The sequence below is a fragment of the Salipaludibacillus sp. HK11 genome, assembly GCF_047795645.1.
Classification (GTDB): Bacteria; Bacillota; Bacilli; order Bacillales; family Salisediminibacteriaceae; genus Salipaludibacillus.
Genome location: NZ_CP181045.1, coordinates 1,890,993 through 1,916,900 on the forward strand (window position 1 = coordinate 1,890,993; position 25,908 = coordinate 1,916,900).

A 25,908-nucleotide genomic window follows, 5' to 3' on the forward strand; every position below is an offset into this window, starting at 1 on the left:
ACCACCCTTCAATAACTAACTGGATTGTATTCAAACCAATCAAAATCAGCAACAGTTTCTGACTTCTTTCCGTTACTTGTACAATACATTCCCATCACCATTCCAGTAAAACCACCTGCAACATCTGAGCTTAAAATTCGACCATCAATGTTTTCAGATACGAGAGACCAATTTTCACTTTCTATTGCTACATAAAATGAATAATTTTGCTGATCCGCCTCAACCTTTAAATAAATGTCACCTGCATTGATTTTTAATTCAGTTACAATGGTATCTATCCCATTTTCCCTTTTAATCAATTGGATGACAGAATTCCCTTTATTCATTGTTTTCACAAATCGGTAGTGAAAGTCGCTGTTTTGCAGTAAAACAATTCCTGCTTCCTCTTGCTCTTGAGGATAAAAAGTCATTTTTGTACGTATATCAAAACTCATATGTTGCTGTCTTCTTCCTATAAAACTTGGATTGACCTGTTCTGTTATCGTTTCTTGTTTCGCCTTTAAACGTAAAAATCCAGGGCGATCTTTTAAAGACCAGAAATCATCACGTGGCGTACGAATCGAGATCCAAGTTTGATCTAAAATAGGGCTATCAAAAGAATCACAGGCTGGTAAAGAGGACCACTTTTTTTCTGTTAATTTTGGTCTTTCCATTTCAAGTTCGACTCTTCCAATTCCAGGGCTAACTACTGGCCAATCGTCTTCCCAAATAACAGGTACTAAAAAGCTTTCTCGCCCCATATTGCGATAAGGTCCCCCATATGGTCGAGAAGCGAGACAAACCATCCACCAATCTCCATGCTGCGTTTCGACAAAATCACCATGGCCTACATTTGTAATCGGATACTTTTTTCCTAGGTGTCGATGAGTTAGAATTGGATTCATTTTACACACTTCATAAGGTCCCGATAGAGATGGACTGCGCGCAATCGTAACAGAGTGTGTAAAACCTGTTCCCCCTTCAGCTATTACAAGATAGTAATATCCATTTCTTTTAAACTGATGAGGACCTTCTTGCGCATGAATCTGTTTTAGTGCACCATCCCATAGCGATACCCTTTCACCGACCAATTCTTTTCTTTCTAAATCTAATTCTTGCATCCAGATTTCAACATGTTTATGGTAAAGCGGACCATTCGGTGGCACCCTGTTTCCTGTGTAATACACTTTCCCATCATCATCAAAGAAAAGTGAAGGATCAATACCTGGTGCGCCAACGAGCCAATTAGGTTCTGACCACGCACCAGCTGGATCTTCTGCTGTCACGTAGAAATTTCGTCTTTCCCCTGTTTTACTTTCAACAAATGTCGTTACAACATAAAATAACCCCTTATCGTATCGAATCGTTGCTGCATATATCCCTTTAGAGCAAGGCGTCGAATCTAAATTAAGCTGTGAGGGACGATCAAGAACATGACCAATTTGTTTCCAGTTTACAAGGTCTTCACTTTCAAAAATCGGAATTCCTGGGAAATACTCAAAACTCGATGTTACAAGATAGTATTTATCTTCCACACGACAGACGGAAGGATCTGGATAAAATCCTGAAATAATTGGATTTGTAAATGTCTTCATCATCGTCTCCTTTCTATCTGGTTTCATAAGTATGGGGTGATTAATTGAGACATCATTTTTTCATCCATCTTCACAAACGTTTCCTTCTCTCTGAAAAATTGCGCTCCTTCTAAAAACACGCCTTGACTATTTTCTAATTCAACAACTGGTGTATTAGCGTGGCGTTCTTTCATTCTAACTTGATGTAATTCCAATTCTTTGCCATTTTTTATAGTTAAAGCTGGTCCTTGGCGTGTTTCAACGGTGACATCTGTCATGATAAGGTCATCTACAAATCTGATAAACATTCCGTCTCCAGCGCGTAGAATTGTCTCTTTTACCATATCAGGCTCTCCCCCTTGTTCATTGGGGTCCTTTGTCATTTCAATGGACAAGTGCGACAAATTCAATCTTTGAATTGGCATTTCTGGTAACCCGTATATAAATGCTGCCGCAGCCCTTACATTTTTTGCAATAATGTGGCTTATATGAATGTCCTTGATAATCGGTGTCTTTTCAGTAACATCGATTGCCTCCAGAACGTTCATAGATGGGTCATTTTCATCTACTCCATACCGATAAAAAGAGTTAATCGCAATCGGACAGAAAACGTTTTCCATATATATATTGGAAATCATAATGCTTTTTATATAAGATCCACGAGCTCGATTCGTTTTGAAACGGATGCCTCGGTCAGTGCCAATAAATACACAATTCGATACCGTAACATTTTTAATTCCGCCAGAACTTTCACTTCCAAACACTATCCCACCATGCCCCCTGGCCATCGTACAATTCGTCACAACAATATTTTCTGTAGGAATTGCAACTCTTCGACCATCTTCATTTATTCCTGATTTTAAACACAAACAATCGTCCCCAACATCAAAGTGACAATCGATGATTCTAACATTTCGGCTAGAATCAATATCTAATCCATCACCATTAGGAGAATCAGCAGGATTATTTATCGTCACTCCTCGAACACTCACATGATCACAATAAACAAGGTGCGTATTCCAGAAAGGTGAATTCTGTAAAGTAACTCCTTCAATCGTGACCTGTTGGCAATCAATCAGTTGACATAGGGGAGGCCGTAGAAATTGTGTCTCCCATTCTAAAATATTCGTTTCTATACCAGGTAACATCTCTTCATTTGCTTTTCGAATCTCCATCGTACGATCATTTGCAAAGCTCTTTCCTTCTTTTAATTTATTAGCAATCTTCCACCAAGCTTGTCCTTGACCATCAAATGTTCCTTGACCACAAATCGTTACATTCTCCAAATTGTTTCCAAATAGAAGCGGAGTAAAGGCGAAGCACTCATACCCTGACCACCGAGTCTTCACAGGTGGATATGCTTGAAAATCATCCGTAAATAAGATAACTGCTCCTGCTTGAACCTCAAAAGTCATATTACTCACAAGTTGAATCGGTCCTGTTACGTAACGTCCGCTTGGTACGACGACAGTACCACCATTTCCAAGTTCACAGGCTGTAATTGCCTTCTTTATAGCTTCCGTATTTAACGTTATGCCATCTCCTATCGCACCAAAATCAGTTATTGAAATTTTCATTATTTAACCTCCATCGGTCTCTTTATAACTCAACTGTTTATTGCTTTATATTTGAATTGATAAACGTGTACCTTACCTTTACCTACTACTTCCAAACCAGGACGAAGGCTCAAGAATCCACCTAAGGTATTATGGTTCATTCCGGACGTATCAAGAACTTTATCGTATTTAGTCCATTTTTTATCCTCAACACCACGATAATAAAAACTAACAATGTTATCGTGATTATCTATTTTTAAAACAATTCTTGAGCGATTAAATGGGGTCTTTCCTACTCTTTTATATGGACGTAGGACCCTTACACCATTAGCACTGCACCCTACTCCAACATAATGATCGCTATCATAATAGAGCAGAAACTCCAACTCCGCTTCCCCTATGACTTCCACTTCCACCGTCACTTTATAGTTACGGTGCTTCGCCATATAAAGCATCGGTGAGTAATCAGCTTTGTCTGTAGCTCCCAAAATCGTTAGTGGAGCTCCTTTATGATAAATATAGCGATAGTCACTTATCGATCTTAGCCATTGCCATGATAAAAAGCGTTTTTCATCCGTAAACACATCACAATTGTCTTCTTCTATGCTATCTTGCTTTAAAATGTTAAGAGTATCTGGAATCTTCATTTCACTCTTCACTCGAAACCAATCATCTTCCATCCACTCCACCTCAGAAAGTAACGTTTGTCGACCTATTGTATGAAGGTGGTTCGCATAGGCGTGGTAAACAATGTACCAATCCCCTTTTACTGTATCGATTAACGTACCGTGCCCTTTCGACCACCATTTCTCGTCTTTTAACATCGTTTTTATAATCGGATTATATGGAGAATGCTCCCAAGGTCCAATTGGTGTTGTTGAGCGTGAACTAACAACCATATGACTTGTCGGTGGACCTGATGTACCTCCTATAGCGAGTGTATAGTAATAATATTTTCCTTTTCTTATTAATTTCGGTCCTTCGGGGCTTTCCCCTTCTACGACCCAATCCTTTGGATATTTCCAATGATCATATACCTTTTTAACTTCTCCTTGGATATGAATCCCCTCTTCATCAATCGGAACAACATGACCTCCAGATAGATGTAAATATCGTCGACCTACCTCATCTACAATATGGCCTGGATCTATGTGAGGTAAATGAAGCGGAACTGGTTTAGACCATGGTCCACGTGGGTTCTTCGCTTTTGTCACCCAGTTCATCCGATTAGAAGGAAAATAAATCGAGAATTCTCCTTTGTAATATACAAATTCAGGTGCCCAGACATTCCCGAAATAGGAAGTTAAAGCAGCTCCTATCGGTTTCCAATCAACTAAATTTTGCGAATGCCAAATAATTAGCCCCGGAATATACTGATAGGAGCTATGAACCATATAATAATCTTCTTCCACCCGAATAATCGATGGATCAGCATAATTTCCTCGAACAATTAATTTTTCGTTATTACCAACTGTTTGCTCTTCCATCTTCTGCATCCTCCTTTAGGTCAATAAATCTTCACGAATAGGAGTGAAGACATCCAAAAGTCGACTTTTTTCAAGGGCAATAGCTCCATGCACTGTATTACTTGGAATCACAAGTGTTTCACCTTGACGTAACACGTGCTTTTCGCCTGCAAGTGTAAATTCAACTTCTCCTTCTAAACAGTAACTGATCTGTTCATGTGGATGGGAATGTTCTGCACCTATTCCCCCTTTTTCAAAACGAACTTCCATGGCCATCAATTGATCACCTGGTTTGTGAATTTTACGAGAAACCTTCTCATCAACTTGTTCCCAATTTATACCCATTTGTCTCCTCCTCAGTCTTTATTTGATCTTTTACTAAAAGTGGTACAACCCATTGCATCCCCAACACAACTAATAAAACCCATGGGATTGTCGTTTCATCAATTTCACGAGAAAACAACATAAATATGATAATCCCAAATCCTCTTCCAGCATTTGTAATCGACTCTCTAAGTACAACACTTTCTACCCGAAAATGTTCCTTCAGAGGGATGACACCTATCCATTTAAAATAATGGGCAGCATAAGCATTTGCCTGTAATGGTCTAAAGACAGCGCTTATTGCCATAAAAAACACAAACGTCCAAATCGTGATTCCTAAAAAAAGAACACTTGTAGATAACAAAAAACCAATTGCTGCAATAACAAGATATTCCCTTGTCTTATCTACATTCGCCAATCGAGAAATGACATAGCTTGATATAATTGAAATCAATAGAAAAATAACATTTAAGTACCCTACAGTGCTTTCCTCTAGCAGAATGGTATAAAGCAATATAGGTGGGATGTACATTAAAACACCTTGAGGGAAACCAATAATAAACCAACCAAGTAAAACGTTTTTAAAACTCGGGACTCTCTTGATAATCTGAGGTAAATATTTCATATAATATTGTCGATGATGTGTTTCCATTTTCCCCATTTTAAAGCTTCCAAAAGTGGCAATCGTAAACATCACAAAAGCAATAGTAAACACAACTATATATCCATTGAGTCCTTCGAACATACTAATGATTGCTCCTGATGCTGCAGGTCCAATCAGATTGGCACTTCCCATCGAAATCTGATTCCATCCCAAATATCGATGACGGTTCTTATCATTTGAAACTTCAAACATTAACGTGAAATAGCCAAGCCAATAAAGGGATTGCGCCACCCCTCTTAACAATGCAAATAAATAAAAATACTCGACAATCGACTCTTGCGTCACCAAAATACAAAAATAAAATAGTGCAGTTAATAAAATACCATATCTGTAAATGGTGATACGATCTCGCTGTTTGGCGATTTTCCCTACCGATAAAGTAACCAATGCTTGAGACAAAATAGCAATTAAATTAAAGAGTCCATTAATACATAGGCTATTTGTTAATCGCCATAAATATAGATTTAAAAAAATGAGTGATAAAGAGTTCCCAAAATGGAAGATTGTATGGTTCGTTAAAGTAGTTATTGCAAGTTGAGATAAGCGCTTTTCATTTGGTAGTTTAAAAAAATTCGTCATAAGCACACTTCTCTCCGTTTAATAAGGTAGATTCGAAATAAACAAATCCTTATTTGGCAATGATACTGGAGGTTTTTGGGCCATTTCATAACACTTTAACCTGATGAGGGTCGCCTGTGTACTTGCATTCATATCCCCTTCGACTTTTCCTTTGCCAATGACTACAGGTTTAGGCATGTTTGGATAGTAATTACCGTGTTTAACTTGTGCGACATTTGGTGCTGGTGGAGAATGTCCTATTTCTCTAGAGAATCCCCCATCTGCTTGTTTCATTGCTTTCATATTCGAGACAGTGGTTTCTATGATTTCCAATTTCTCCGCATCGCTCATATCAACATTTAGAAAAGTTATCAAATCAATAGGATTGCGAATATAGCACATATCTGCGGCTTTCTCACTACGTAAAGTATGTAAGATCGACGCATAAATTTTTTCTTTATTTGGCATTTTTAAACAATGCCTCGAGTAAAATGTATGGAGTTTGAAAGTTCCTGAGATTCTCTCATACAGACTTCCCTCGCCCCATAGTCCAGTGTCTTTGTCCTGAATCGACGCTAAGAAACTTGTTGCCTCCTGCAGAAATTTTTGTTGATCGACACGTTCCATTAACCCAATATATACACAAGAGGTTGCAATTAAGTCGCATCCCCGCCAACTATTAGAAAGATCAATGCTTCGCCATTTTTTCAAGTAACTTTCAGTAGATGTAATATAGCCTGGTGCAGATTGCGCTTGAATTGGTAAAGGATGGAGTGGACGGTCCCCCAAATTTTCCAAAGCACGATTGGCATAGCCAAGAGCTCGGTGCACCATCACCTCATCTTCTCTCATTAATGAATTATCGTCGTAGAAGTAGCCAGTTCTCTTGTCTTGCTTACGTTGGTAAAAAGAAATCAGCTTTTTTTTCATGAGATTTGGTATAAATGGTAGTAAATCATTTCTCATTACTATATTCAAAGCTTGAGACGTAGATTCAATATCGGGAAGAATACGCGCATCTTCTTTTGAACTATGCGCATAATAAAACCCTCCGCTCTTTCCATCATACTGACCCGCAACCCACGGATAAAAACCTTCAAAAAGATCATCCATTTGATCCAATATATTATCGAATTTTCCAATAACAGCTGTCATATATTCCACCCCTTTCCCAAAATGGTAATAGAAGACTCCCCTTTTATAAGGACAGCCTTCAACTTCATTTGATTTTATCCTTTCACAGACCCTAATAGAGCACCTTTAGCAAAATATTTTTGTAAGAAAGGATAAACGATCAAAATAGGAATCGTTGCAACGACAATCGTTGCCATTTTTACCGTTTGTTCTGGAGGTGGAATATCTGTATATTCGGCACCGTCATAATTTAATCCACTTGCTAAAACAACAATTTGTCTTAAAAGTACTTGAACAGGCCATTTAGCAGAATCACTTATATAGAGAATCGCATGCATATACGTGTTCCAGTAGGTTACCGCATAAAATAAGGATATCGTTGCTAACGCTGGTTTAGAAATTGGTAGCACAATTCGAAATAAAATTCCAAAATCATTACAACCATCTATCTTTGCAGATTCCTCCAAACTTATTGGAACATTTTGAAAGAAGCTTCTTAAGATAATCATATTAAACGCATTAATCGTAACAGGAATAATGAGGGCTGCCAGACTATTCATTAATCCTGTTTGTTGGACAATAAGGAAAGTTGGAATCATCCCTCCATTAAAGAGCATCGTGAATATAACAAAAAATTGAATATAATTACGTCCCCATAAATCCCTTCTCGACAGTCCATAAGCCATTAAAACTGAAATCGTCATACTCCAAAGTGTCCCAACTACAGTAACGAATATCGAGACACCCATCGATTTTATAATCGTATCTGTTGAAAAGATATACCGATACGCATCTAAACTCCATATTCTAGGGACTAATACAAATCTGCTATTCGCCAATTCAGCACTTGTCGTAAATGAAGCTGCAATAACATGTAAAAATGGTAATATCGTTAATAATCCAATGAGCCCCAATAAAATAATATTTGTAACATTAAATATTTTTCCGCTTATTGATCTATTTTCAATCATCACTTTTTCCTCCTTTCGTAAATTTAATAGACGCCTTCTTCACCGAATTTTTTCGCCAATCTATTAGCAAACATTACTAAAATAAGACCAACTATCCCTTTAAAAAATCCAACAGCGGTGGCATAACTGAACTGTCCTTGTCTTAATCCAGCTGTGTAAACATACGTATCAAAGATTTCACCTACACCTCGGTTTGAAGCATTTAACAATAAGTAAACGTGTTCAAATCCAAGCTCCAACACATCACCGATTTTCAAGATTAATAGAACAATAATGACACTTCTAATAGATGGTAAAGTGATATGCCACATTTGTCTTATTCTTCCGGCGCCATCCATTCTTGCTGCCTCATAGAGTTGAATATCTACGGCTGAAATCGCTGCTAGGAAGATGATTGTACCCCATCCAGCTTCGCGCCAGATGACTTGAATAATATACATCGGTCTAAACCACTCTGCACTCATTAAGAAATTAATCTTACTAAATCCCATCATTTCCAACATACCATTAATAATTCCACCGTCTAAGGTTAGAACAACGTAACTAATCGAAACGATAACTACCCATGACATAAAGTGAGGAATATAAATTAACGTCTGAATTCCTCTTTTATACCAGTTCGTTCGAACTTCGTTTAACATAAGAGATAAGATAATCGGAATCGGAAAAAACACAATGATCTGTAATCCAAATAAGATAAGCGTATTACGAAAGATCCCGTAAAATTCACTACTAGTAAACAATCTGACAAAGTGTTCAAACCCTACCCATTCAGATCCCATAATTCCTAAATATGGCTTGTAATCCTTAAAAGCAATGATCAGGCCATACATTGGAATGTATTTATAAATAATAAAATAAATCACACCTGGTAAAATCATTAAATACAGCAATTTGTTTTTCACAATACTTTTCAATATCTCTTTTTTTCTTGCTTGTCGAATTTGTTGTTTCGTTAAATCGACAACGAGCGAATCGCCCGTAGATTGTTGCGGTTGGTTATTTGCCATAACTGTGTCACCCTTTCTCTTTTCATAATGAAAATGATTTTTATGATGATTTGCTAACTGAACTTGAGATAAAATGGATAAGTCCATAGTTAAACAATAAAATAGAAGACAAATAACATCTATAATCATCATGAAACATAGATTAAAAAAACCTTACATAGAAAGGAGATAGTCTAGTAGATCCAATGTAAAGATTATCTTTATTGAAAACGGTTACAAGGTAATCGATTCAAAGTTTACTAGTAAAAGACAAGCTATATCGAGTCGATAAATCATGTCATTCACTTTCTCCAAAATTTGATGATAACCTTGAAAACACCTCATTGATTCGCTCGTCATTTGAGACTGAAGCCCACTCAACTCTTTCATGCGAAGCTCCAAGTCCAGAAGAATTTAATTCTTCATATCTCGCAGTTTTTTCATTATTTTGATTGCGCCAATTGTGCCAGCCTTGTTTGTTAATATGACTCCCCATTTTTGTACGATAAAACAATGTATGTGCATACGGCCGCCATGGACGACCAAGATAAACATCTTTCACATTTTCACCTGCAATTAGTGTGCATTCTCTAAAAACAAACCCTAATTTTTTCTTTTTTGGCGTTGCTGCTGCAGTGATATAGCCTCGGCGCCTAGAATAAACTTCACAATTATCAAATAGTACCGTTCCCGCACCAAAAATATAATCTATGTCTCCTTCGATTCTGCATTTTTTCAAATATTGATGTCCCTTACTTGAATAAAACGTGTCTTGATATCCTAATAAAGTAACGTCTTCAAGTTCAATATGATCACCATGAAGGGCTAAAGCGATTGCTTGCCCTGCATTTTCTCCCTTGCCTGCACTATTTTCAATCGTAAGGTGTTTTATTTTAATAAAATCTCCACTAATCTCAACAGATGCAGTTCCAAATGTTCCTAATGGCTTCCCACTACTACCTATCGTTTTAGCACCATCATCAAATACAATTTTGGTACTAGTTGCACTTTCACCAATTAGCGTTAAATTATTTAAATTTGCAGGAACAATAACTTTTTCTTTATAAATGTCAGCCGCTATACATATTTCAGTATGCTGTGTATCATGAACACGAACTGCATTAATCGCTTCTTGAATGGTAGAATACGTATTTTTATCATTAATATTATTTTTAGTTACTTTCAATATTTTTACTTGATTCATGTTTATCACACCTACTATCGCTTTATTTCTATTTCGCTATCCTAGAGAATTCAGGCATAGCCCCTTTTCTTCCACGGGAAATGCGGTAACATTAAAATGGGATGATTCTAAAATCAGAATCATCCCAGCCAACTTACCTATCTTACTTACTATTATAAATTACTGAGCGTTATACTCTTCAATAATAGCCTCTCCGCCTTCACTCTTCCAATTTTCAACTATTTCATTGAATTCATCCAAGTCAATTTGGCCAAGAATATATTGATGTGTAGCATCATTAATCATTTGCTGTAATCGATCACCGTGTAGAATAAATGTCTCTGAATCTAACGTAATCGTAGGGTCGTGGACAAGATAATCATTGTTATCAATTACCAGTTCATCTGCTTTAACTTTTGTTTCATAAGTTGAAGACATTTCATAACGATTATTTGTTTCTGGTTCGCCTATTTCAAGTGAAAGAAATGGACGGATCTGAGTATCAACGAGATTCATATTATCTTCGATCCAGTTTACGCCATCACCTTCGATTTCATAGTGAGTACCTTCTTCACCCCAGACCAGTAAGTTGGCTCCTTCTGGTGTCATTAGTTGATCATAGAATCCAAGAACTTGACGCAATTCATCTTCATCTTCGTACGCAGCTTTAGGAAATAAAACTACACTTCCATAGCCAGGGATACTCCAAACATTATATTCTCCATGTGGTCCCTCAACATAATTGAAGACATCGTACTCAAGGTCTGGATTTAATTGGACGGCGTCACTGTGTAAACCTAAAACATCAGCCATTGAACCAATGTACATTCCAGAACTACCATTTTTAAATGCTGCCTGTTGATCATCTTTACTTGTAACTGGAAAATCTTGATTCATGTATCCATTAGAATGTAACTCTTTCATGAAATCCATTGATTCAATGTATTCATCAAACATAAATTCTGGTAAGAGTTCTCCATCTTGTTCTCCCCACCAGTTCGGCGTACCAAACCAAGAAGAGATTGTTTTAAATGCTCCATAGACGAGATCACTTCGATCTGACAACCCTATCGTATCATCAGATCCAGACTCATTCGGATCATCTTCTGAAAACGCTCTCGCCATTTCCATCACTTCTTCTGTGTTCGTTGGTGTATCAATTCCCAAATTATCAGCCCAGTCTTTACGGTAAATGACACCTTGACGTGAAAGTGGACGACCTTGATAAAGCGCATATAATTTTCCATCAACACGAGTATTATCTAAAATTTCTGGTTTTAATTTCGATAGATTTTCAAATTCATCTAAATAAGGTTCGATCTCCCAAAACTCTCCTGCACGAATTGGGTCTTTAAACTGGTTATACATATCAAAGCCCATTGGCACAACCATTGGAAGTGTCCCAGTAGCGAAAGCAGTATTTAACCGCTCTTCATAGTTACCATCAGGTACCCATTGAATGTCTAATTCAACATTAAAAGTTTCTTCCATTTTTTCTTTTAAGAAATCATCAGGAGTTTCCGGTGTGTGCAGATTGGCCATCATTTCGATAACTACTGGTTCTCCAGCCTCTTCTGCATTCCCATCATTATTATTGTCATCATTTACTTCCACATTTTCATTGTTATTGTTATTGTTGTTAGATGTGTCTGCCGTTGTCTCTTCATTGTCGTTATTTCCACAAGCAGCTAATAACATAGTAGATATCCCAACAATACTTAGAACGGATAATACTTTTGATCTTCTTATCATAATCAATTAACCCCTCTCAATTCATTTAATTTGAAATAAAACTCATGTACCAAAACAAAATGTAATACAAAAATATCATGATAACGGTTTCAAATCATAACTTAAATTACAAGAATCTTAGGTGCGTATAAAGCTTCTTAGGTGGAAACAGTCTGATGAAAAATAAAGAAATAATCTAGACAATCCCCCTCATATAAATTTTAATAACAACGTTGTTTTACAAATTCAGTGTATCGCTTTATTGTTCATTCCGTATATAATCATTTTTCCATACAAGCAATTAGTAAGCGCTTCCAAAATCTCCTTCGTACACAACATGAGATAATGATTATTTTCAATAGAAATGGAAATCATTTACGATTTCCATTTCTATTATAAAGTTGTAACACGATTAGTTACGATTATCTTTTCTAAATTGTCCAGGTGTGATATCCTCATATTTTTTAAATGATCGAATAAAATTTTGCGAATTATTATATTGAAGCTTATCGGCGATTTCCTTGACGGTCATATCAGAATCTGTTAACCACTGCTTCGCTTTTTTAAAACGGTACATCGTTAAATATTCGCTAAAAGTATGATTCGTCTCCTGTTTAAAAACACTACTTAAATAATTTGCGTTATAATGAAGCGTTAGCGCACATTCATCTAATGTAAGATCCTGATCATAATTTCGATGGATAAGGTCTATCATTTTCTCTGAAAGGTTTTTAAATTGAGATTCTCTTCTTTTAGCAAATTCTTTCAATAAAGGCTGGATTAATTTATCTACAAACCAACGATAAATATTTTCTTTTGTTGATAGAGCTAAGATTTCCTCGTAGTAGGAATGCTGACTGTGCTGGGTATTTTCAAGTTGAATATTATTTTCTTGGTTAATCATTAATAGATTATTCAGTAACCTCATCATTGAAATTTGATGCTCACGAATAGAGTGATTTGTTTTAAACACTTTTTCCATCCACAGATCAAATGATTTTATCACTTTTTCTTCATCAACTATTTTTATAGCCATCAATAAATCCTCTTCTACCTTGCATGGGTAATCGTACATAATCGAATGCTTCCCAAAATTAATATCACTATAGGATACGATAACTCCCTGACCAAGGCGAATCCTGTTTTTTAATGCTTTCATTCCTTCTATATAAGCTCGGTCAGACTTTCTAATATCACTATAGGGCAAACTCATTCCAATACTCACTTTAATTTTTAACCATTTATCGATATTATTTTTCAAATACACAGCAAGTTCATTGATTTCTCTTTCAACTTGTCTATGATCTTCGCTTGTGAAACCGACTAAACAAACTAGTGTGTTCTCAATCCAAATTGCCGGTAAGTGAGCATCTTCTGCGAAAGTTTCTTCCACTATATTCTTTGCCGAAAAAGTTACTAATTCCCAATCCATTTGGTCGTAATTAGAAGATTCAAGTGAGTCTATTTCAAGTGTAATCACCATATGTGTTTTCCAGTGATTCGTTTGTAATTTAAAGTAATTAAATTGCTCTTCATATTCGCTAATTTTTATATTTCCTAAAAACATTCGGTTTAAAAAAAGTGTACGAACTTGTTTCGTATGTTCATTTAATTCATTTTCTATATTTTTTCTTGATGAAAATAACGATTTAACTTGATCTTCTATCACTTGAAAATCACCGCGGATAATCTCACTCTTTTTCTCACCTTTTGTTTGTCCTTCAATATATTTCAAAAGTCGTTGAATAGGTGAATAAAATCGTTTACTGGCAATTAATATAATAAGTAACGATAAAATAATTAATGAAATCGTAAGAACAATCGTCACGAAACCTATTGACCTTGACTCTTCCCTCAGTTCCTCGATCGAATGAAGCATTAAAAACGACCACTGGTTCATATCCGATTGCGTAAATGAAACTGTATGATCTTCTTGATTGTAATTAATATCAAATTGACCTGAAGAATTTTCTAATTCTGTAACGGAATCAATTACTCCTGTTTCAACTGCAGATTGGCCTATTTTTCCAATATCAGAATGGAAAATGATTTTTTCATTTGTATCAAGAATCATAAAATCTTCGTATGGCTCCTCTTCCGATGATGGTTTAATGAGATCACAGGCAGGAATTGTCACTAAAATTAGTGTCCTTTTATGAGAACGCATGGTTGGGAGTTTCTTAACCAAACTAATCGTATATTCACAATTTGTTGTCGTTAATGGCTGTTCGAAGTCTGCTACACTTAAAAGCTGCCATGACGTGTGTTTAGGAGAGGCCAATAATTCGGTAAATATATCATAGTCTGGATGTTCATCAACGATGCGATCCATTCCGCGGTTATTCAATAGCCAGTTATTATCAAAGTCAACAATCACAAAATCCTCAATATTTGTTTGAATTGATTGTACATTCGCAATTTCTTTTCGTAGTTCTCTGTGAAGAATAAAATCTTCTGCTGCCAATGACGAATTGATTGTATTGTTCATTGTCGCTGACTCCACCAAGACATTTACGAGTTGGTCAATCGTAGATAACTGCTGTTCCACATTCGTACGAACTTGATTTACTGAGATCATCTTTTCCTTACTTACTCTTTCTTGGACAAGTTGTGTTGATTGCATATATGCAAAACTTCCGACGAAAACCATTGGAATAATAGATATTACTGTTCCGAATATTAATAGTTTTTTAAAGTAACTTATTTTTTTCAATTTGATCACTCCTTTTCTCTTTAAACGCTACTTTCGAAAATTATTCTCAAATGGAGTGTTTTATTTCGAATAACAGCATAAACTATTAGTACTCTATTATTTGTAAGTTTTCCACTATATTAAAACGTTGTTATTTCCATTATATTAAATATTCCATGGAAGAAACACCTTATACGCAAAAAATATGTAAAAATTTCACACTTGTTCTATTTCAAATATTCATCACATATTCCTCATCACAATAATCATTTGCTCATAACATTACCGCATTTGTAAAAGGCTAACAGTTTGATAACGCTTTCCATGATACACTTAAAGTAGCTTCTATAGATGTAATTGATAACAAAAGGGTGTGTTTATTAATGCAAATGAATGGTTGGGCAGAAGGATTTTATCGCATATCAGAATGGGTTTTGAGAATCGTTTCGGTGAATCTGTTGTGGATTTTTTTCACTCTTGCAGGGTTGGGTATTTTTGGTGTTATGCCTGCAACCATCGCAATGTTCACACTGATTCGTAAATGGTTTAGAAAAGAATATGAATTCCCAGTTATCAAGACGTTTTGGCAAACGTACAGACAAGAGTTTTTGAAAGCGAATGGATTTGGTTTCATAATAGGTATCTTCGTTTATATTCTTTATATCAATTTGCAATACTTGTCCATATTATCCGGGGTATATCACAGTATTATGTTTTTTGCTTTCACGGTAACTTCGATTCTATTTATCATGTTTTCTGTTTATTTCTTTCCAGTATATGTCCATTTCGATTTAAAATTCAGCCAGTATTTTAAAAGAACAATCATCCTTGCATTATTAAACCTTCATATTTTCATCGTTATGATTGTAGGTTTAGTTGGATTATACTTTCTTTTCATGTCGGTTCCTGGACTATTACCGTTTTTTTCTATAAGTGTCCCCGCTTTCTTTATGATGGCGATGGTACAACTCTCACTGAAGCACATAGAATGGAAACAAAAAAAGTTAGAAATGAAACAAGACGAAAAACTAGTCAATCATCAGGAACAAACTTCGCATTAATGGCTATGTTTATTAGGTCATCTACACCATACTCACAATCTTATACTTTAGCGAAGTTAAACATTCTTAAAGTATTAAAAAAACTGTGGGCTTCAACCACAGTTTTTTAGTATGCTATTTTAGTTCAGAAACAAACTTATCAAGCGCTTTTACCATTCCATTTTCCAAAATACTTGTCATATAGCTAGTCACCGTCACATGAAGACCTGAAAGTTTATTCAAGTCCTCCCCCCAGACACTTTCTGCTGCTAAAAACGTTGAAGTTGTATCAGAGATGGAAGAACCACTTTCGTAATTTCCCCAAACTTCTGTCATAAGCTGGAGAACTTCTTCATTCTCTTTCATCTGATATTCTTTACCATCTCGAATACCGACTAGATGATCGCCTTCTTGGCGGACAGGTTTATAAAATAGGAATAACGAGGCTAATGAAAATGCAATCGCTTGAGGTGTCTCTCCCTCACTTGAAGTATACCGTTGAATCGACGGCAAAAGTCGTGATTTAAATTTATAGACCGCATTCAATCCAATATCCAACAAGTAATGCTTATTATACGGATTAAGAAACCGCTCGATAACGCTGTTTACAAAAGCCTCTTTCTCGTGTTCTTCACTATGGACTGTAGGTTTAATCTCTGCAAACGCTCTTTCAATAAATTTTCTGGTACTAACTGTTTCCATTACCTCTTGAACGGTATCAACACCATAAAGGTGTCCAACCGAAAACATCATCGTGTGCGGTCCATTTAAAAGGCGAACTTTAATTTCCCGATGTGGCGTAATATCGCCCCACTTTACATTTAAGCCTCCTTGCACAAATGGTAATTTTTCTTGGACACTTTGATCCCCATCAATTGCAAACATATGGTATGGTTCACCTACCGTTAAGCCGTTATCAATATAACCGAGTTGTTCCCGATATTCCTCAATAGAATCTCGAGGATACCCTGTGACAATCCGATCAACAAGAGTACTACAGAAATTGTTCTTCTCATGAACCCAAGCAATAAATTCAGCTGATAGCTCCCAGTCTTCTGCCTTCTTTAATACGTACTCTTTTAGCTTTGTTCCATTATCCTCGATTAACTCACAAGTTATTATTGTCAAACCATCACTGTCAGCACCGAGTTTATCGAACCTCTCCAATAAAAACGTTGTTATTTTTGCTGGGAAAGATTCTGGTATGTCATTTTCCCCTGGCCGATCTTCTTTCACATACGTAATTCCTGCCTCCGTTGTGTTAGAAAAAATAAACTCTAAGTCTTGAGAAGAAGCCAATTCCAATACTTTCTTCCACTCACCGTAAGCAAGCGACCTTGAAACAGAAGAGACAATCTCACTTTTATCAACTTTATCTCCGTTTTGCATTCCTCGAAGGACAACTGTATATAAATTAGATTGGTCATTAAGGAGATCAGTTAAATGTCCAAACGGAGCGGGCTGATAAATAACTACCTTACCATTGAATAAACCTTGTTTATTTAACTGGTGAATTTGCCAATCAACAAAAGCTCGTAGAAAATTCCCTTCACCAAATTGCAAAACTCTCTCAGGGAGATCCCCTAACTCGTGATATTCTGTTCCACCTATTCCTTTTTCTTTGATTAATTGTGGAGATAATGTTTTCATAGTTTTACGCTCCTTAGTTAATTTTATAGCTAGTTAAATAGATTTATAGAATTACACCATCTTTAAAAATGGAAATCTCTTTGAAACCAAATTTTTCGTTGCGAGCCTGAACTTCTCCAGATGCTAATTGTAAAATATACTCAAAAAACTCTTCCGTTAATTCCTCTTTGTCTTTTCCTTCGACTAGTTCTCCTGCATTAAAGTCAATCCAGTTTTTCTTTTTAAGGTTAAGCGCCGTATTCGTCGATATTTTCACCGTAGGTACTGGTCCACCAAAAGGCGTCCCTCGACCTGTTGTAAATAAGACAATGTGGGCTCCAGAAGCAGCAAGGGCAGTAACCGAAACTAAATCGTTTCCAGGTCCTTGCAATAACGTTAGACCGTCTTCTTTCATTCTTCCACCATAATCTAACACATCTACGACAGGTGAAAATCCACCTTTCTGAACATTTCCTAGTGATTTTTCTTCTAAGGTCGTAATTCCTCCCTTTTTATTACCTGGGGATGGATTTTCATAAACGTTTTGCTCATGTTTAATAAAATATTGTTTAAAATCATTGACCAAGTCAACGACTTTCCCAAAGACTTCTTTATTTTTTGCACGCTCCATTAGAATTTGCTCTGCTCCAAATAATTCTGGAGTTTCTGTGAGAACAGTGGACCCACCATGAGCAATCAGTTTATCGGAGAATGACCCTAATAATGGGTTTCCTGTAATTCCAGAAAATCCATCAGAACCGCCACATTTCAAGCCGACTTTAAGCTTTGAAAGAGGTACCGCTTCTCTTTTAAAAGATTTTGCATAATCTACTAGCTCTTCCATAGCTGTGTGCGCTACATCAAATTCATCGTCAACTTCCTGAACTTCAATAAATTTCACTCGCTTTTCATCATATTCTCCAATAACCTCTTTAAAAACATCAATATAATTATTTTCACATCCTAATCCTAATACGAGAACTGCTGCAGCATTAGGGTGATGGATAAGGTTACTAAGAATCTTCTGCGTGTTATGCAAGTCATCTCCTAATTGGGAACAACCGAATAAATGGGGATAATGAAAAACACCATCAATATCCTTACCTTTGTACATATCATTGGCTGTTTTCGCTACTATTTCACACGTTTTATTAATACAGCCAACAGTATTAATGACCCATATTTCGTTTCGAATCCCGACGTCTCCATTTTCCCTTACATATCCTTGAAATGTTCGGGGTTCTACTTTTTCTGTGGCTTGTGGCGGTTTCGGAGTGTACGTATAATCCAATGTTCCTTTTAAATTTGTTTTAACATTATGCGTGTGCACCCAATCCCCTGGAGCGATATCTTGTGTCGCTTGCCCAATCGGATAGCCATACTTAATGATGTTCTCACCTTTTTCTATCGGTTGTAAAGCGATTTTGTGCCCTGTAGCAACTTCTTCACCGATTGTTACCTCGGCATTCTCAACAGTAACTTTGTCACCCTTTTGATATTCCTTTAACGTAATTAGTACATTATCAGCCGAATGGACAGTTAGAAAATCTGCTGTAGCTGGCATAAATACATTCCTCCTCTAAAATAACAACGTTGTTATTTTTATTATAAGCGTTTTCAGTGGTTGAGTCAACATCATTGCTCGAATTTATGCTATTCAATCACCGAGGAATCAATGACTAGATCGAAGCAATCGATAAAATCTGCTTCTTTTGTTTCTCTTGAATTTATTTGACAGTTTTTAAAGATTAGTTTTTTACATGAATTAGCAATGAGCCCTTTTTTACTTTTTATTTTGATATTTTCAAAGGTTAGATCTTCTAACGGCATTTCCGGCAATCCATATAAAACGATTGCCCTCTCTGAATCTATGCTCGTCACATTAGTTATCTTAATCGACCGAAAAATAGGTGTCTCTTCACTAACCGAAGCTTTTTCAAGAGTCTTACCGTCTGTCTTCTCATAAAACATATCAAAAATAATTGCTTCCTTTTTCACTTTCATCATGTTTATCCTATCAATATCAATCTTTTCAATAACGCCACCGCGCCCTCTCGTACTTTTAAATCTTAGTCCTGTATCTGTACCATAAAAACTGCAATCATGAAGATAGACATCACTAACTCCCCCTGACATCTCACTTCCAATAACAAATGCCCCGTGTCCACTGTATACATGGCAATGACTAATCTCAACAAAACGCGTTGGTAAGCTAGAGATCCGAGCCTGTTTTCCTTTTCCTGACTTCAAACAAACGGCATCATCTCCTACATCGAACACTGATTCTGTCACGATGACACGGTGACATGACTCTAAGTCAAGTCCATCTCCATTCTGAGAATACCATGGGTTTCGAATCGTTACCCCTTGAATATGAACGTCTTCACAATTTAGAAGGTGAATGTTCCAAGCAGGTGAATTTTGAAAGGTGACCCCTTCCAACTTCACTCGTTTACAATTTCTGAAACTCAGTAAATTTGGGCGAAGGTAGTCTCTAGCCTCTTCATACTGACTAGGGTCTGTTATGCCTTGTTTCTTTAGCTCAGATACGATCGCTTCTCCGTTCATTCCTCGTTCGGTTGGCCACCACATCTCTCCAGATGGATCAACTACTCCACCGGAAGCTATTAAATTCTTCCATTCGATATCCGTCAGCTTAAATTTTTTCACGTATCTCCATGCGTCTCCAGATCCATCAATCACTCCTTCACCAGAAATTGAAATATCTGTCAAACCTTCTGCGTCTAACGGTGACTGACAACGTATCGCTTCTACTCCTTCAAATGAAGAGGTAATCAACGGGTAATCACTATAATCATCACTGAACTTAATCGTCGCTCCTCTTTCAAGGTGAAGATTTATATGGCTCTTAAATATTATCGCATCCGTTCTCCAAATTCCTGACGTGACAATGATCGTTCCTCCACCATTTATGGAACATTCGTTTATCGCTGCCTGGAAAACCTCGGAATTATCAAATTCACCATCTCCTCTGCCACCAAAATCAGAAACAAATACCTGTAACGAAGGGATGCTAGGCAAATCAACACTAAACTCATCATGTTTAAGTTTTCCTGTGATTGAACTCACATTCATGTCACCCTTTCAGAACTATCGATTGTGTGATAAAACAAACATTTCAGCTGGCATTAATTTTCTTACTAACAATTCGTTAATGACCATTTCTGCGATGTTATTGGCTCCTTTTTCGGAGAGATGTGTATTATCCTTTTCCCCGTCTGGATATCCAGGAAATTCCCCTGGCTTTACCCACATATACATTTCCTTTGATTCCTCTACTTCAAATTTCTCTAACCACAGGCGGGTTAACGATGTTAGATCAATGACCGGAACATTCCTCTTTCTACCAAGTTCAATCATTGCTTTCGGATAATCCCCATGAGTTTTTAAGAGTTCTCCAGCATCATTAAATGATCTTCGCTCGATTGACGTCAGCATGATAGGTATTGCTTTCTGTTGTGAAGCTAAATCAATGTACTGGTTTAAATAAGCTTGAAAGCTCGAAAAAGGAGATGTGAAGCGCTCAGAATCCTCTTTTTGATCATTATGTCCGAACTGAATCAGCAAATAATCTCCCACTTTAAGGTTCTTTTCAATTAATCCGAGATGGCCTTCTTCTATAAAACTTTTTGAACTACGCCCTGACAATGCATGATTATATACAGGGGTGGATAGAGGTACATGCTCTTTTAATGCTTGGCCCCATCCCATTCTTGGAGTTCTGTCCTTTTCGTAATCACACATTGTCGAATCTCCTATCATAAAAATTGAAGCTGCCATTGATAACCTCATTTCTAACTTCTATTTATTATTAGTTTCATTGATTACTACATCAGCAATTTCTAAGTGCTGCTATTTCGATAACCCTACCGCAAAAAATTCATTGGCATTATTGTAAGAAATATCTTGAACCATTTTACCTAACAGTTGATAATCTTCTGGAACTTCTCCCTGCTCAACCCACTGGCCAATCACATTGCATAATATTCTTCGGAAATATTCATGACGTGTGTATGATAGAAAACTTCTTGAATCTGTCAACATACCTACAAATGTACTTAACAATCCGTGATTTGCTAAATCAGTCATTTGTTTTTCCATGCCTGTTTTTTGATCATTAAACCACCAACCAGAACCGAACTGTAATTTTCCCTTTACACCACCGGATTGAAAATTACCAATCGCCGTTGCAATGACTTCGTTATGAATCGGGTTTAAATTATAAACAATCGTTTTAGGCAACTGATCTGTTTGATCGAGCTCATTAAAAAAGCCATTTAACGAGTACGCCATATTAAAGTCGTACATCGAATCAAATCCTGTATCTGGCCCAAGCTTTTTGAACAGACGCTGATTGTTATTTCGAATAGCCCCAAGATGAAGTTGCATCACCCATCCTTTTTCATGGTATTGCTGCCCCAAAGATACCATTGTATAAGTGCGGTATTGCTCGACTTCCTTTTCAGTCAACTTCTCACCATTCATTCTCTTATCAAATATCCCAACAACTTCTTCTTTTGTCGCCTGCTCGAATGGTAACGTCTGAATGCCATGATCTGATACAACACATCCATTTTGAGCAAAAAAGTCGATTCTATTTTCTAGAGCAAGTAAAACATCGTCATAGTTTCGAATAAATATATTTGCAGCTTCCCCTAGCTGACCAATGTAATCTTGAAAACCTTCCTTCTGGATTTCAATCGCTTTATCTGGTCTAAAGGTAGGTAGAACCTTTGCAGCAATTTTGCTATTTTTTGCGATAGAACGATGATATTCCAATGAATCAATCGGATCGTCTGTCGTACATATGCCTCTCACATTCGATTTTTTAATAATATTTTGTGTCGAGAGACTACCACCTTGAAGTTTTTCATTCGCTTCATTCCAAATCTTGTCACAGGTATCTTCATTCAATAGCCGATCTGTATCGAAATAGCGTTTCAATTCTAAATGCGTCCAATGATAAAGCGGGTTACCTATTGTATGTGGGACAGTTTTAGACCAAGCGGAGAACTTCTGATAATCTGATGCATCACCAGTCACGATTGATTCTTCGATCCCTAACGTCCGCATCGCTCTCCATTTATAATGATCGCCATGCAGCCAGATTTCAGATAAATTAGTAAACTGTTTATCCTCACTAATCTCTTTAGGACTTAAATGACAGTGGAAATCAAAAATCGGCATGTCAGATGCATACTCGTGATATAGTTTTTTCGCTGCCTTACTTTGTAACATAAAATCTTCATGAATAAATGATTTATTCATATTTCCCCTCCTAATAATAACGTTGTTATTTGTGATTTATAAGAAAGGATGGACCTTTTAAAAAAATTTAGAAAGACCATCCTTACTGCAAATATTTAATGCTCCATTTCGCTTATACTGATGCACTATCTTGTTGTCGATTGTTTGCCTTCGATTATATGATTCACTTCATCAAGTGTAGGGTTCCCTTCCCAATCGCCTTTAAATTGAGTTGCAAGTGCCCCTAATAAATTTGCACGTTTAACTGCAGTAGGTACAGTCGATTTTAAAGATGCTTCTTCAAGTGGATTCGATTCGCTTAATAGCACGGATAACAGTCCTGCCGCAAATGCATCTCCTGCCCCCACTGTGTCAATGACTTGATCAATTTTATAAACTGGCTCCTCTATAAAGTCATTAAGATATTGTGTGTAAGACCCTTCTGTTCCAAGTTTTAAAACAACGACCGTTGGTCCCATTTCACGAAAGAATTGTGTGTATTCTTCCGTCTTCATTCCATCCCCAACTAAAAACTCCGCTTCATCAATACCAGGCAGGAAAATATCACATAAAGGAATTAAGGAAAGCAATGTTTTACGAGCTGTTTCCTCGTCCCACAATTTTCTCCTTAAGTTTGGATCGAAAGAAATAGTAAGCCCTTGTTCTCGAGCTTGAATCATAGCTGAACGGATCATTTCTGTTGTACCCTCGCCTATCGCTGGTGTTATCCCTGTAACATGGAGGTGCCGCGCCCCATTAAACCAGCTATCTTTAATATCATCCTTTGTCATTTGACTTGCTGCAGAATGTTTTCGGTAATAATAAACGTTTGGATCCCCGTAGCCTTTCGATTCTTTAAAGAATACAGCTGTAGGAGCATTTCCCACTTGTTTCACTTCAGATACATCCACACCTTCACCTGAAAGAGCTGATATAACCAATTTAGCAAAAGGGTCTTGCCCGAGGTGACTGATCCATCTTGTTTTTAACCCTAATCTCGACAGAGCCGTAACTAGATTTGATTCAGCTCCACCCACGGAACTTGTAAAAAAAGGAGCGTATGAAATCGTTCCTTCTGGGGATGGTTGAAAAAGAATCATGCTTTCACCGATTGTCACCACATCGACATCTTTATGTTTGGACATGATTATTCCCCCTTTACTTTACATATATAAGCTTTAGCCTTATTAGTAATTTCAGAGAAATTCCCCTCTGCAATCAGTTTATTATTTACTAGATTTCCTCCAAGCCCAACTGAAAAAGCCCCTTGATTTAGAAAATCATTGACATTATCCAGGTTAATCCCCCCAGTAACCATCATTGGAATGTGATTTAAAGGACCTCGAATATCTTTTAAATATTGCACCCCAAACGAACCTATTGGAAATACTTTCACTGCAGTTGCGCCAGTTTCATATGCTCGAACAATCTCTGTCGGAGTTAATGTTCCAGGCCACACATCAATTCCTTTACTAACGCCAAAATCGATAACTTTTTCATCTAAATTTGGTGAAACCAAATATTGCGAACCTGCTGCCACAGCATCTTTGGCCATTTGTAAATTTAAAACTGTTCCGGCTCCAATGACCATCTCTTCCCCATGTTTTTCTTTAATCTTTTCAATCATTTTCAAAGCACCTTCTGTATTTAACGTAATTTCTAAAAATGAAATTCCGCCATCTAAGAGAGCTTTAGCTGTCTTCTCGCCATCTTCATAAGCAATTCCACGAATAATCGCAACTAATTTTTCTTTTTGTAATTGTTCAACATGACTATGCATTGTACACATCCTCTTCCGTATTTTAAGTCTAGTTCGTTTTTGTTCATTATTGTTTGATTATATCATTAATCTATTTTTCCAACAACTTGCGACAGTTAACAAAATCATAATCTTTAAGTTTCATTTATTGAAAGCAGAACTGGACGTTCAACTATTTTTATAGCCAGAAATTTCAAAATAATACTTGTAGATTTGATATTTCTCTTTCATAATAAACGTATAACTAAAAAATAACAACGTTTTCTTTTCCGGAAATTTTAATAATAGGAGCATATAATATGACAAATTCACCCACAAATACGCGGTTACTTTTTATAAGGTTACGGCTTCCGTTTCTTTTAATCCTTATTACCTTTTTATTAGCTGGTTGCGGTATTAATACGGAACCTATTGATGTAAATACTCCTGGGTTTTTCAATCACTATATTGTCTATCCTTTTTCATTTCTTATAAAATATTTCGCTAGCATATTTAATGACAGCTTCGGAGTTTCGATAATAATTATGACAATTTTATTACGAACTGTACTGATGCCATTAATGCTAAAACAGACTAAAAACCAGATGTTTATGCGAGAGAAGATGAGTGTTATTCAGCCTGAAATGGAATCACTTAAAAATCAATATAAAGATAAAAAATCGAAAGAAGATCAACAATCGATGCAAAAAGAAATTCTTGCACTATATCAAAAGCACCAATATAACCCAATTAACTCGATTGGTTGCTTGCCTGTATTAATTCAATTTCCTTTTTTAATTGGTTTTTACTATGCAATCATGCGGACACCAGAAATAGCTAACAGTAGCTTCCTTTGGTTTAACCTTGGAGAACGTGATGTCATTTTACCTCTCATCGCAGCGGGGGTATATTCCCTCCAATTTCAACTGTCACAACGGACTATGCAGCAATCAGCGATAGCTGGACAAGGCATTGACATGCAAAAACAAATGAAAGTAATTGGCTACCTTTTACCTATTATGATGGGAGTTTTCTCTTTTGCAGTAGCAGCAGCCCTTCCTCTTTACTGGACCGTGGGTGGCCTGTTTTTAATTTTTCAGTCACAATTAGGCAAAAAACTCTATCGACCAAAAAATCCAATCCTTCATCCAATCTCAGAATTGAATGATCCACAACCTGAAGGTGGAACAATTAGTGATGACGTCGTAGCAGAACTAGCTTCGGGGGAAGAAAAAGCTGAAAATACCAATCATGAAGAAAAAAAAATTATTGAAAGTTCGCATGAGAATTCCGACAAAGAGGAGTTGAATGAAGAAGAAGATGAACGCTTCTTATTTTTTCCAGAGTGTCTAGAAAAAAATCAGTCAAAACGTAAGAAATCAGAATCTGATGGCTCCTAACGTCATACACGT

General features: G+C 36.6%; 20 protein-coding genes. 2 read left to right on the plus strand and 18 right to left on the minus strand.

What is annotated here, in order from left to right; translation table 11 throughout:
- Nucleotides 1-8: 8 nt before the first annotated feature.
- The 11 genes from ACM26V_RS09395 to ACM26V_RS09445 all read right to left on the minus strand — a co-directional run bounded on the left by ACM26V_RS09395 (nt 9) and on the right by ACM26V_RS09445 (nt 14,842).
- Complete coding sequence (locus ACM26V_RS09395) at nt 9-1,574, minus strand: glycoside hydrolase family 43 protein (RefSeq protein WP_416151837.1); 1,566 nt, start codon at nt 1,572-1,574, stop codon at nt 9-11.
- A 23-nt stretch (nt 1,575-1,597) separates the two neighbouring features.
- The gene (locus ACM26V_RS09400) at nt 1,598-3,130 is read right to left on the minus strand and encodes a glycoside hydrolase family 28 protein (protein WP_416151158.1); all 1,533 of its coding nucleotides are present in this window, start codon (nt 3,128-3,130) and stop codon (nt 1,598-1,600) included.
- Between the two features lie 29 nt (nt 3,131-3,159).
- Nucleotides 3,160-4,596 carry a family 43 glycosylhydrolase gene (locus ACM26V_RS09405; RefSeq protein WP_416151159.1) on the minus strand — a complete coding sequence of 479 codons (1,437 nt, stop codon included), beginning with the start codon at nt 4,594-4,596 and terminating at the stop codon, nt 3,160-3,162.
- 15 nt (nt 4,597-4,611) lie between these two features.
- Complete coding sequence (locus ACM26V_RS09410; RefSeq protein WP_416151160.1) at nt 4,612-4,920, minus strand: cupin domain-containing protein; 309 nt, start codon at nt 4,918-4,920, stop codon at nt 4,612-4,614.
- A complete protein-coding gene (locus tag ACM26V_RS09415; protein WP_416151161.1) occupies nt 4,895-6,142 on the minus strand; it encodes an MFS transporter in 1,248 nt (415 codons plus the stop codon). Before ACM26V_RS09415 ends, ACM26V_RS09410 begins: the two co-directional genes overlap by 26 nt.
- Nucleotides 6,143-6,160: 18 nt before the next feature.
- Entirely contained in the window at nt 6,161-7,276 is a 1,116-nt protein-coding gene (locus tag ACM26V_RS09420) for a hypothetical protein (RefSeq protein ID WP_416151162.1), read from the minus strand.
- A 74-nt stretch (nt 7,277-7,350) separates the two neighbouring features.
- Nucleotides 7,351-8,226 carry a carbohydrate ABC transporter permease gene (locus ACM26V_RS09425; RefSeq protein WP_416151163.1) on the minus strand — a complete coding sequence of 292 codons (876 nt, stop codon included), beginning with the start codon at nt 8,224-8,226 and terminating at the stop codon, nt 7,351-7,353.
- A gap of 23 nt (nt 8,227-8,249) precedes the next feature.
- Nucleotides 8,250-9,236, minus strand: coding sequence for an ABC transporter permease (locus ACM26V_RS09430; protein ID WP_416151164.1), 987 nt, complete (start codon nt 9,234-9,236; stop codon nt 8,250-8,252).
- Nucleotides 9,237-9,513: 277 nt separating this feature from the next.
- Nucleotides 9,514-10,419: a pectinesterase family protein gene (locus tag ACM26V_RS09435; RefSeq protein WP_416151165.1), complete on the minus strand. Its 906-nt coding sequence runs from the start codon at nt 10,417-10,419 to the stop codon at nt 9,514-9,516.
- Nucleotides 10,420-10,578: 159 nt separating this feature from the next.
- Nucleotides 10,579-12,150 carry an extracellular solute-binding protein gene (locus tag ACM26V_RS09440; RefSeq protein ID WP_416151166.1) on the minus strand — a complete coding sequence of 524 codons (1,572 nt, stop codon included), beginning with the start codon at nt 12,148-12,150 and terminating at the stop codon, nt 10,579-10,581.
- A 391-nt stretch (nt 12,151-12,541) separates the two neighbouring features.
- Complete coding sequence (locus ACM26V_RS09445) at nt 12,542-14,842, minus strand: AraC family transcriptional regulator (RefSeq protein WP_416151167.1); 2,301 nt, start codon at nt 14,840-14,842, stop codon at nt 12,542-12,544.
- Nucleotides 14,843-15,204: 362 nt separating this feature from the next.
- Here ACM26V_RS09445 and ACM26V_RS09450 point away from each other — a divergent pair, with 362 nt between their 5' ends.
- Nucleotides 15,205-15,882, plus strand: coding sequence for a YesL family protein (locus ACM26V_RS09450; protein WP_416151168.1), 678 nt, complete (start codon nt 15,205-15,207; stop codon nt 15,880-15,882).
- 114 nt (nt 15,883-15,996) lie between these two features.
- On the opposite strand, the gene ACM26V_RS09455 is transcribed toward ACM26V_RS09450, so the two are convergent.
- From ACM26V_RS09455 to ACM26V_RS09485, 7 genes are all read right to left on the minus strand, one after another.
- Nucleotides 15,997-17,511 (minus strand): tagaturonate reductase, encoded by a 1,515-nt coding sequence (locus ACM26V_RS09455; protein WP_416151169.1) that lies wholly within the window; start codon nt 17,509-17,511, stop codon nt 15,997-15,999.
- Between the two features lie 43 nt (nt 17,512-17,554).
- Nucleotides 17,555-19,054 (minus strand): UxaA family hydrolase, encoded by a 1,500-nt coding sequence (locus ACM26V_RS09460; protein WP_416151170.1) that lies wholly within the window; start codon nt 19,052-19,054, stop codon nt 17,555-17,557.
- An 89-nt stretch (nt 19,055-19,143) separates the two neighbouring features.
- Nucleotides 19,144-20,580: a glycoside hydrolase family 28 protein gene (locus tag ACM26V_RS09465; protein WP_416151171.1), complete on the minus strand. Its 1,437-nt coding sequence runs from the start codon at nt 20,578-20,580 to the stop codon at nt 19,144-19,146.
- Nucleotides 20,581-20,601: 21 nt separating this feature from the next.
- On the minus strand, nt 20,602-21,291 hold the full coding sequence (locus tag ACM26V_RS09470) for a rhamnogalacturonan acetylesterase (protein ID WP_416151172.1): 690 nt from the start codon (nt 21,289-21,291) through the stop codon (nt 20,602-20,604).
- A 72-nt stretch (nt 21,292-21,363) separates the two neighbouring features.
- Nucleotides 21,364-22,779, minus strand: coding sequence for a glucuronate isomerase (gene uxaC / locus ACM26V_RS09475; protein WP_416151173.1), 1,416 nt, complete (start codon nt 22,777-22,779; stop codon nt 21,364-21,366).
- Between the two features lie 125 nt (nt 22,780-22,904).
- On the minus strand, nt 22,905-23,903 hold the full coding sequence (locus tag ACM26V_RS09480; RefSeq protein ID WP_416151174.1) for a sugar kinase: 999 nt from the start codon (nt 23,901-23,903) through the stop codon (nt 22,905-22,907).
- A gap of 2 nt (nt 23,904-23,905) precedes the next feature.
- Nucleotides 23,906-24,538 (minus strand): bifunctional 4-hydroxy-2-oxoglutarate aldolase/2-dehydro-3-deoxy-phosphogluconate aldolase, encoded by a 633-nt coding sequence (locus ACM26V_RS09485; RefSeq protein ID WP_416151175.1) that lies wholly within the window; start codon nt 24,536-24,538, stop codon nt 23,906-23,908.
- A 278-nt stretch (nt 24,539-24,816) separates the two neighbouring features.
- Between ACM26V_RS09485 and yidC the strand changes: the two genes are divergently transcribed.
- Nucleotides 24,817-25,896, plus strand: a complete 1,080-nt coding sequence (gene yidC / locus ACM26V_RS09490; protein ID WP_416151176.1) for a membrane protein insertase YidC — start codon at nt 24,817-24,819, stop codon at nt 25,894-25,896.
- Nucleotides 25,897-25,908: the final 12 nt, after the last annotated feature.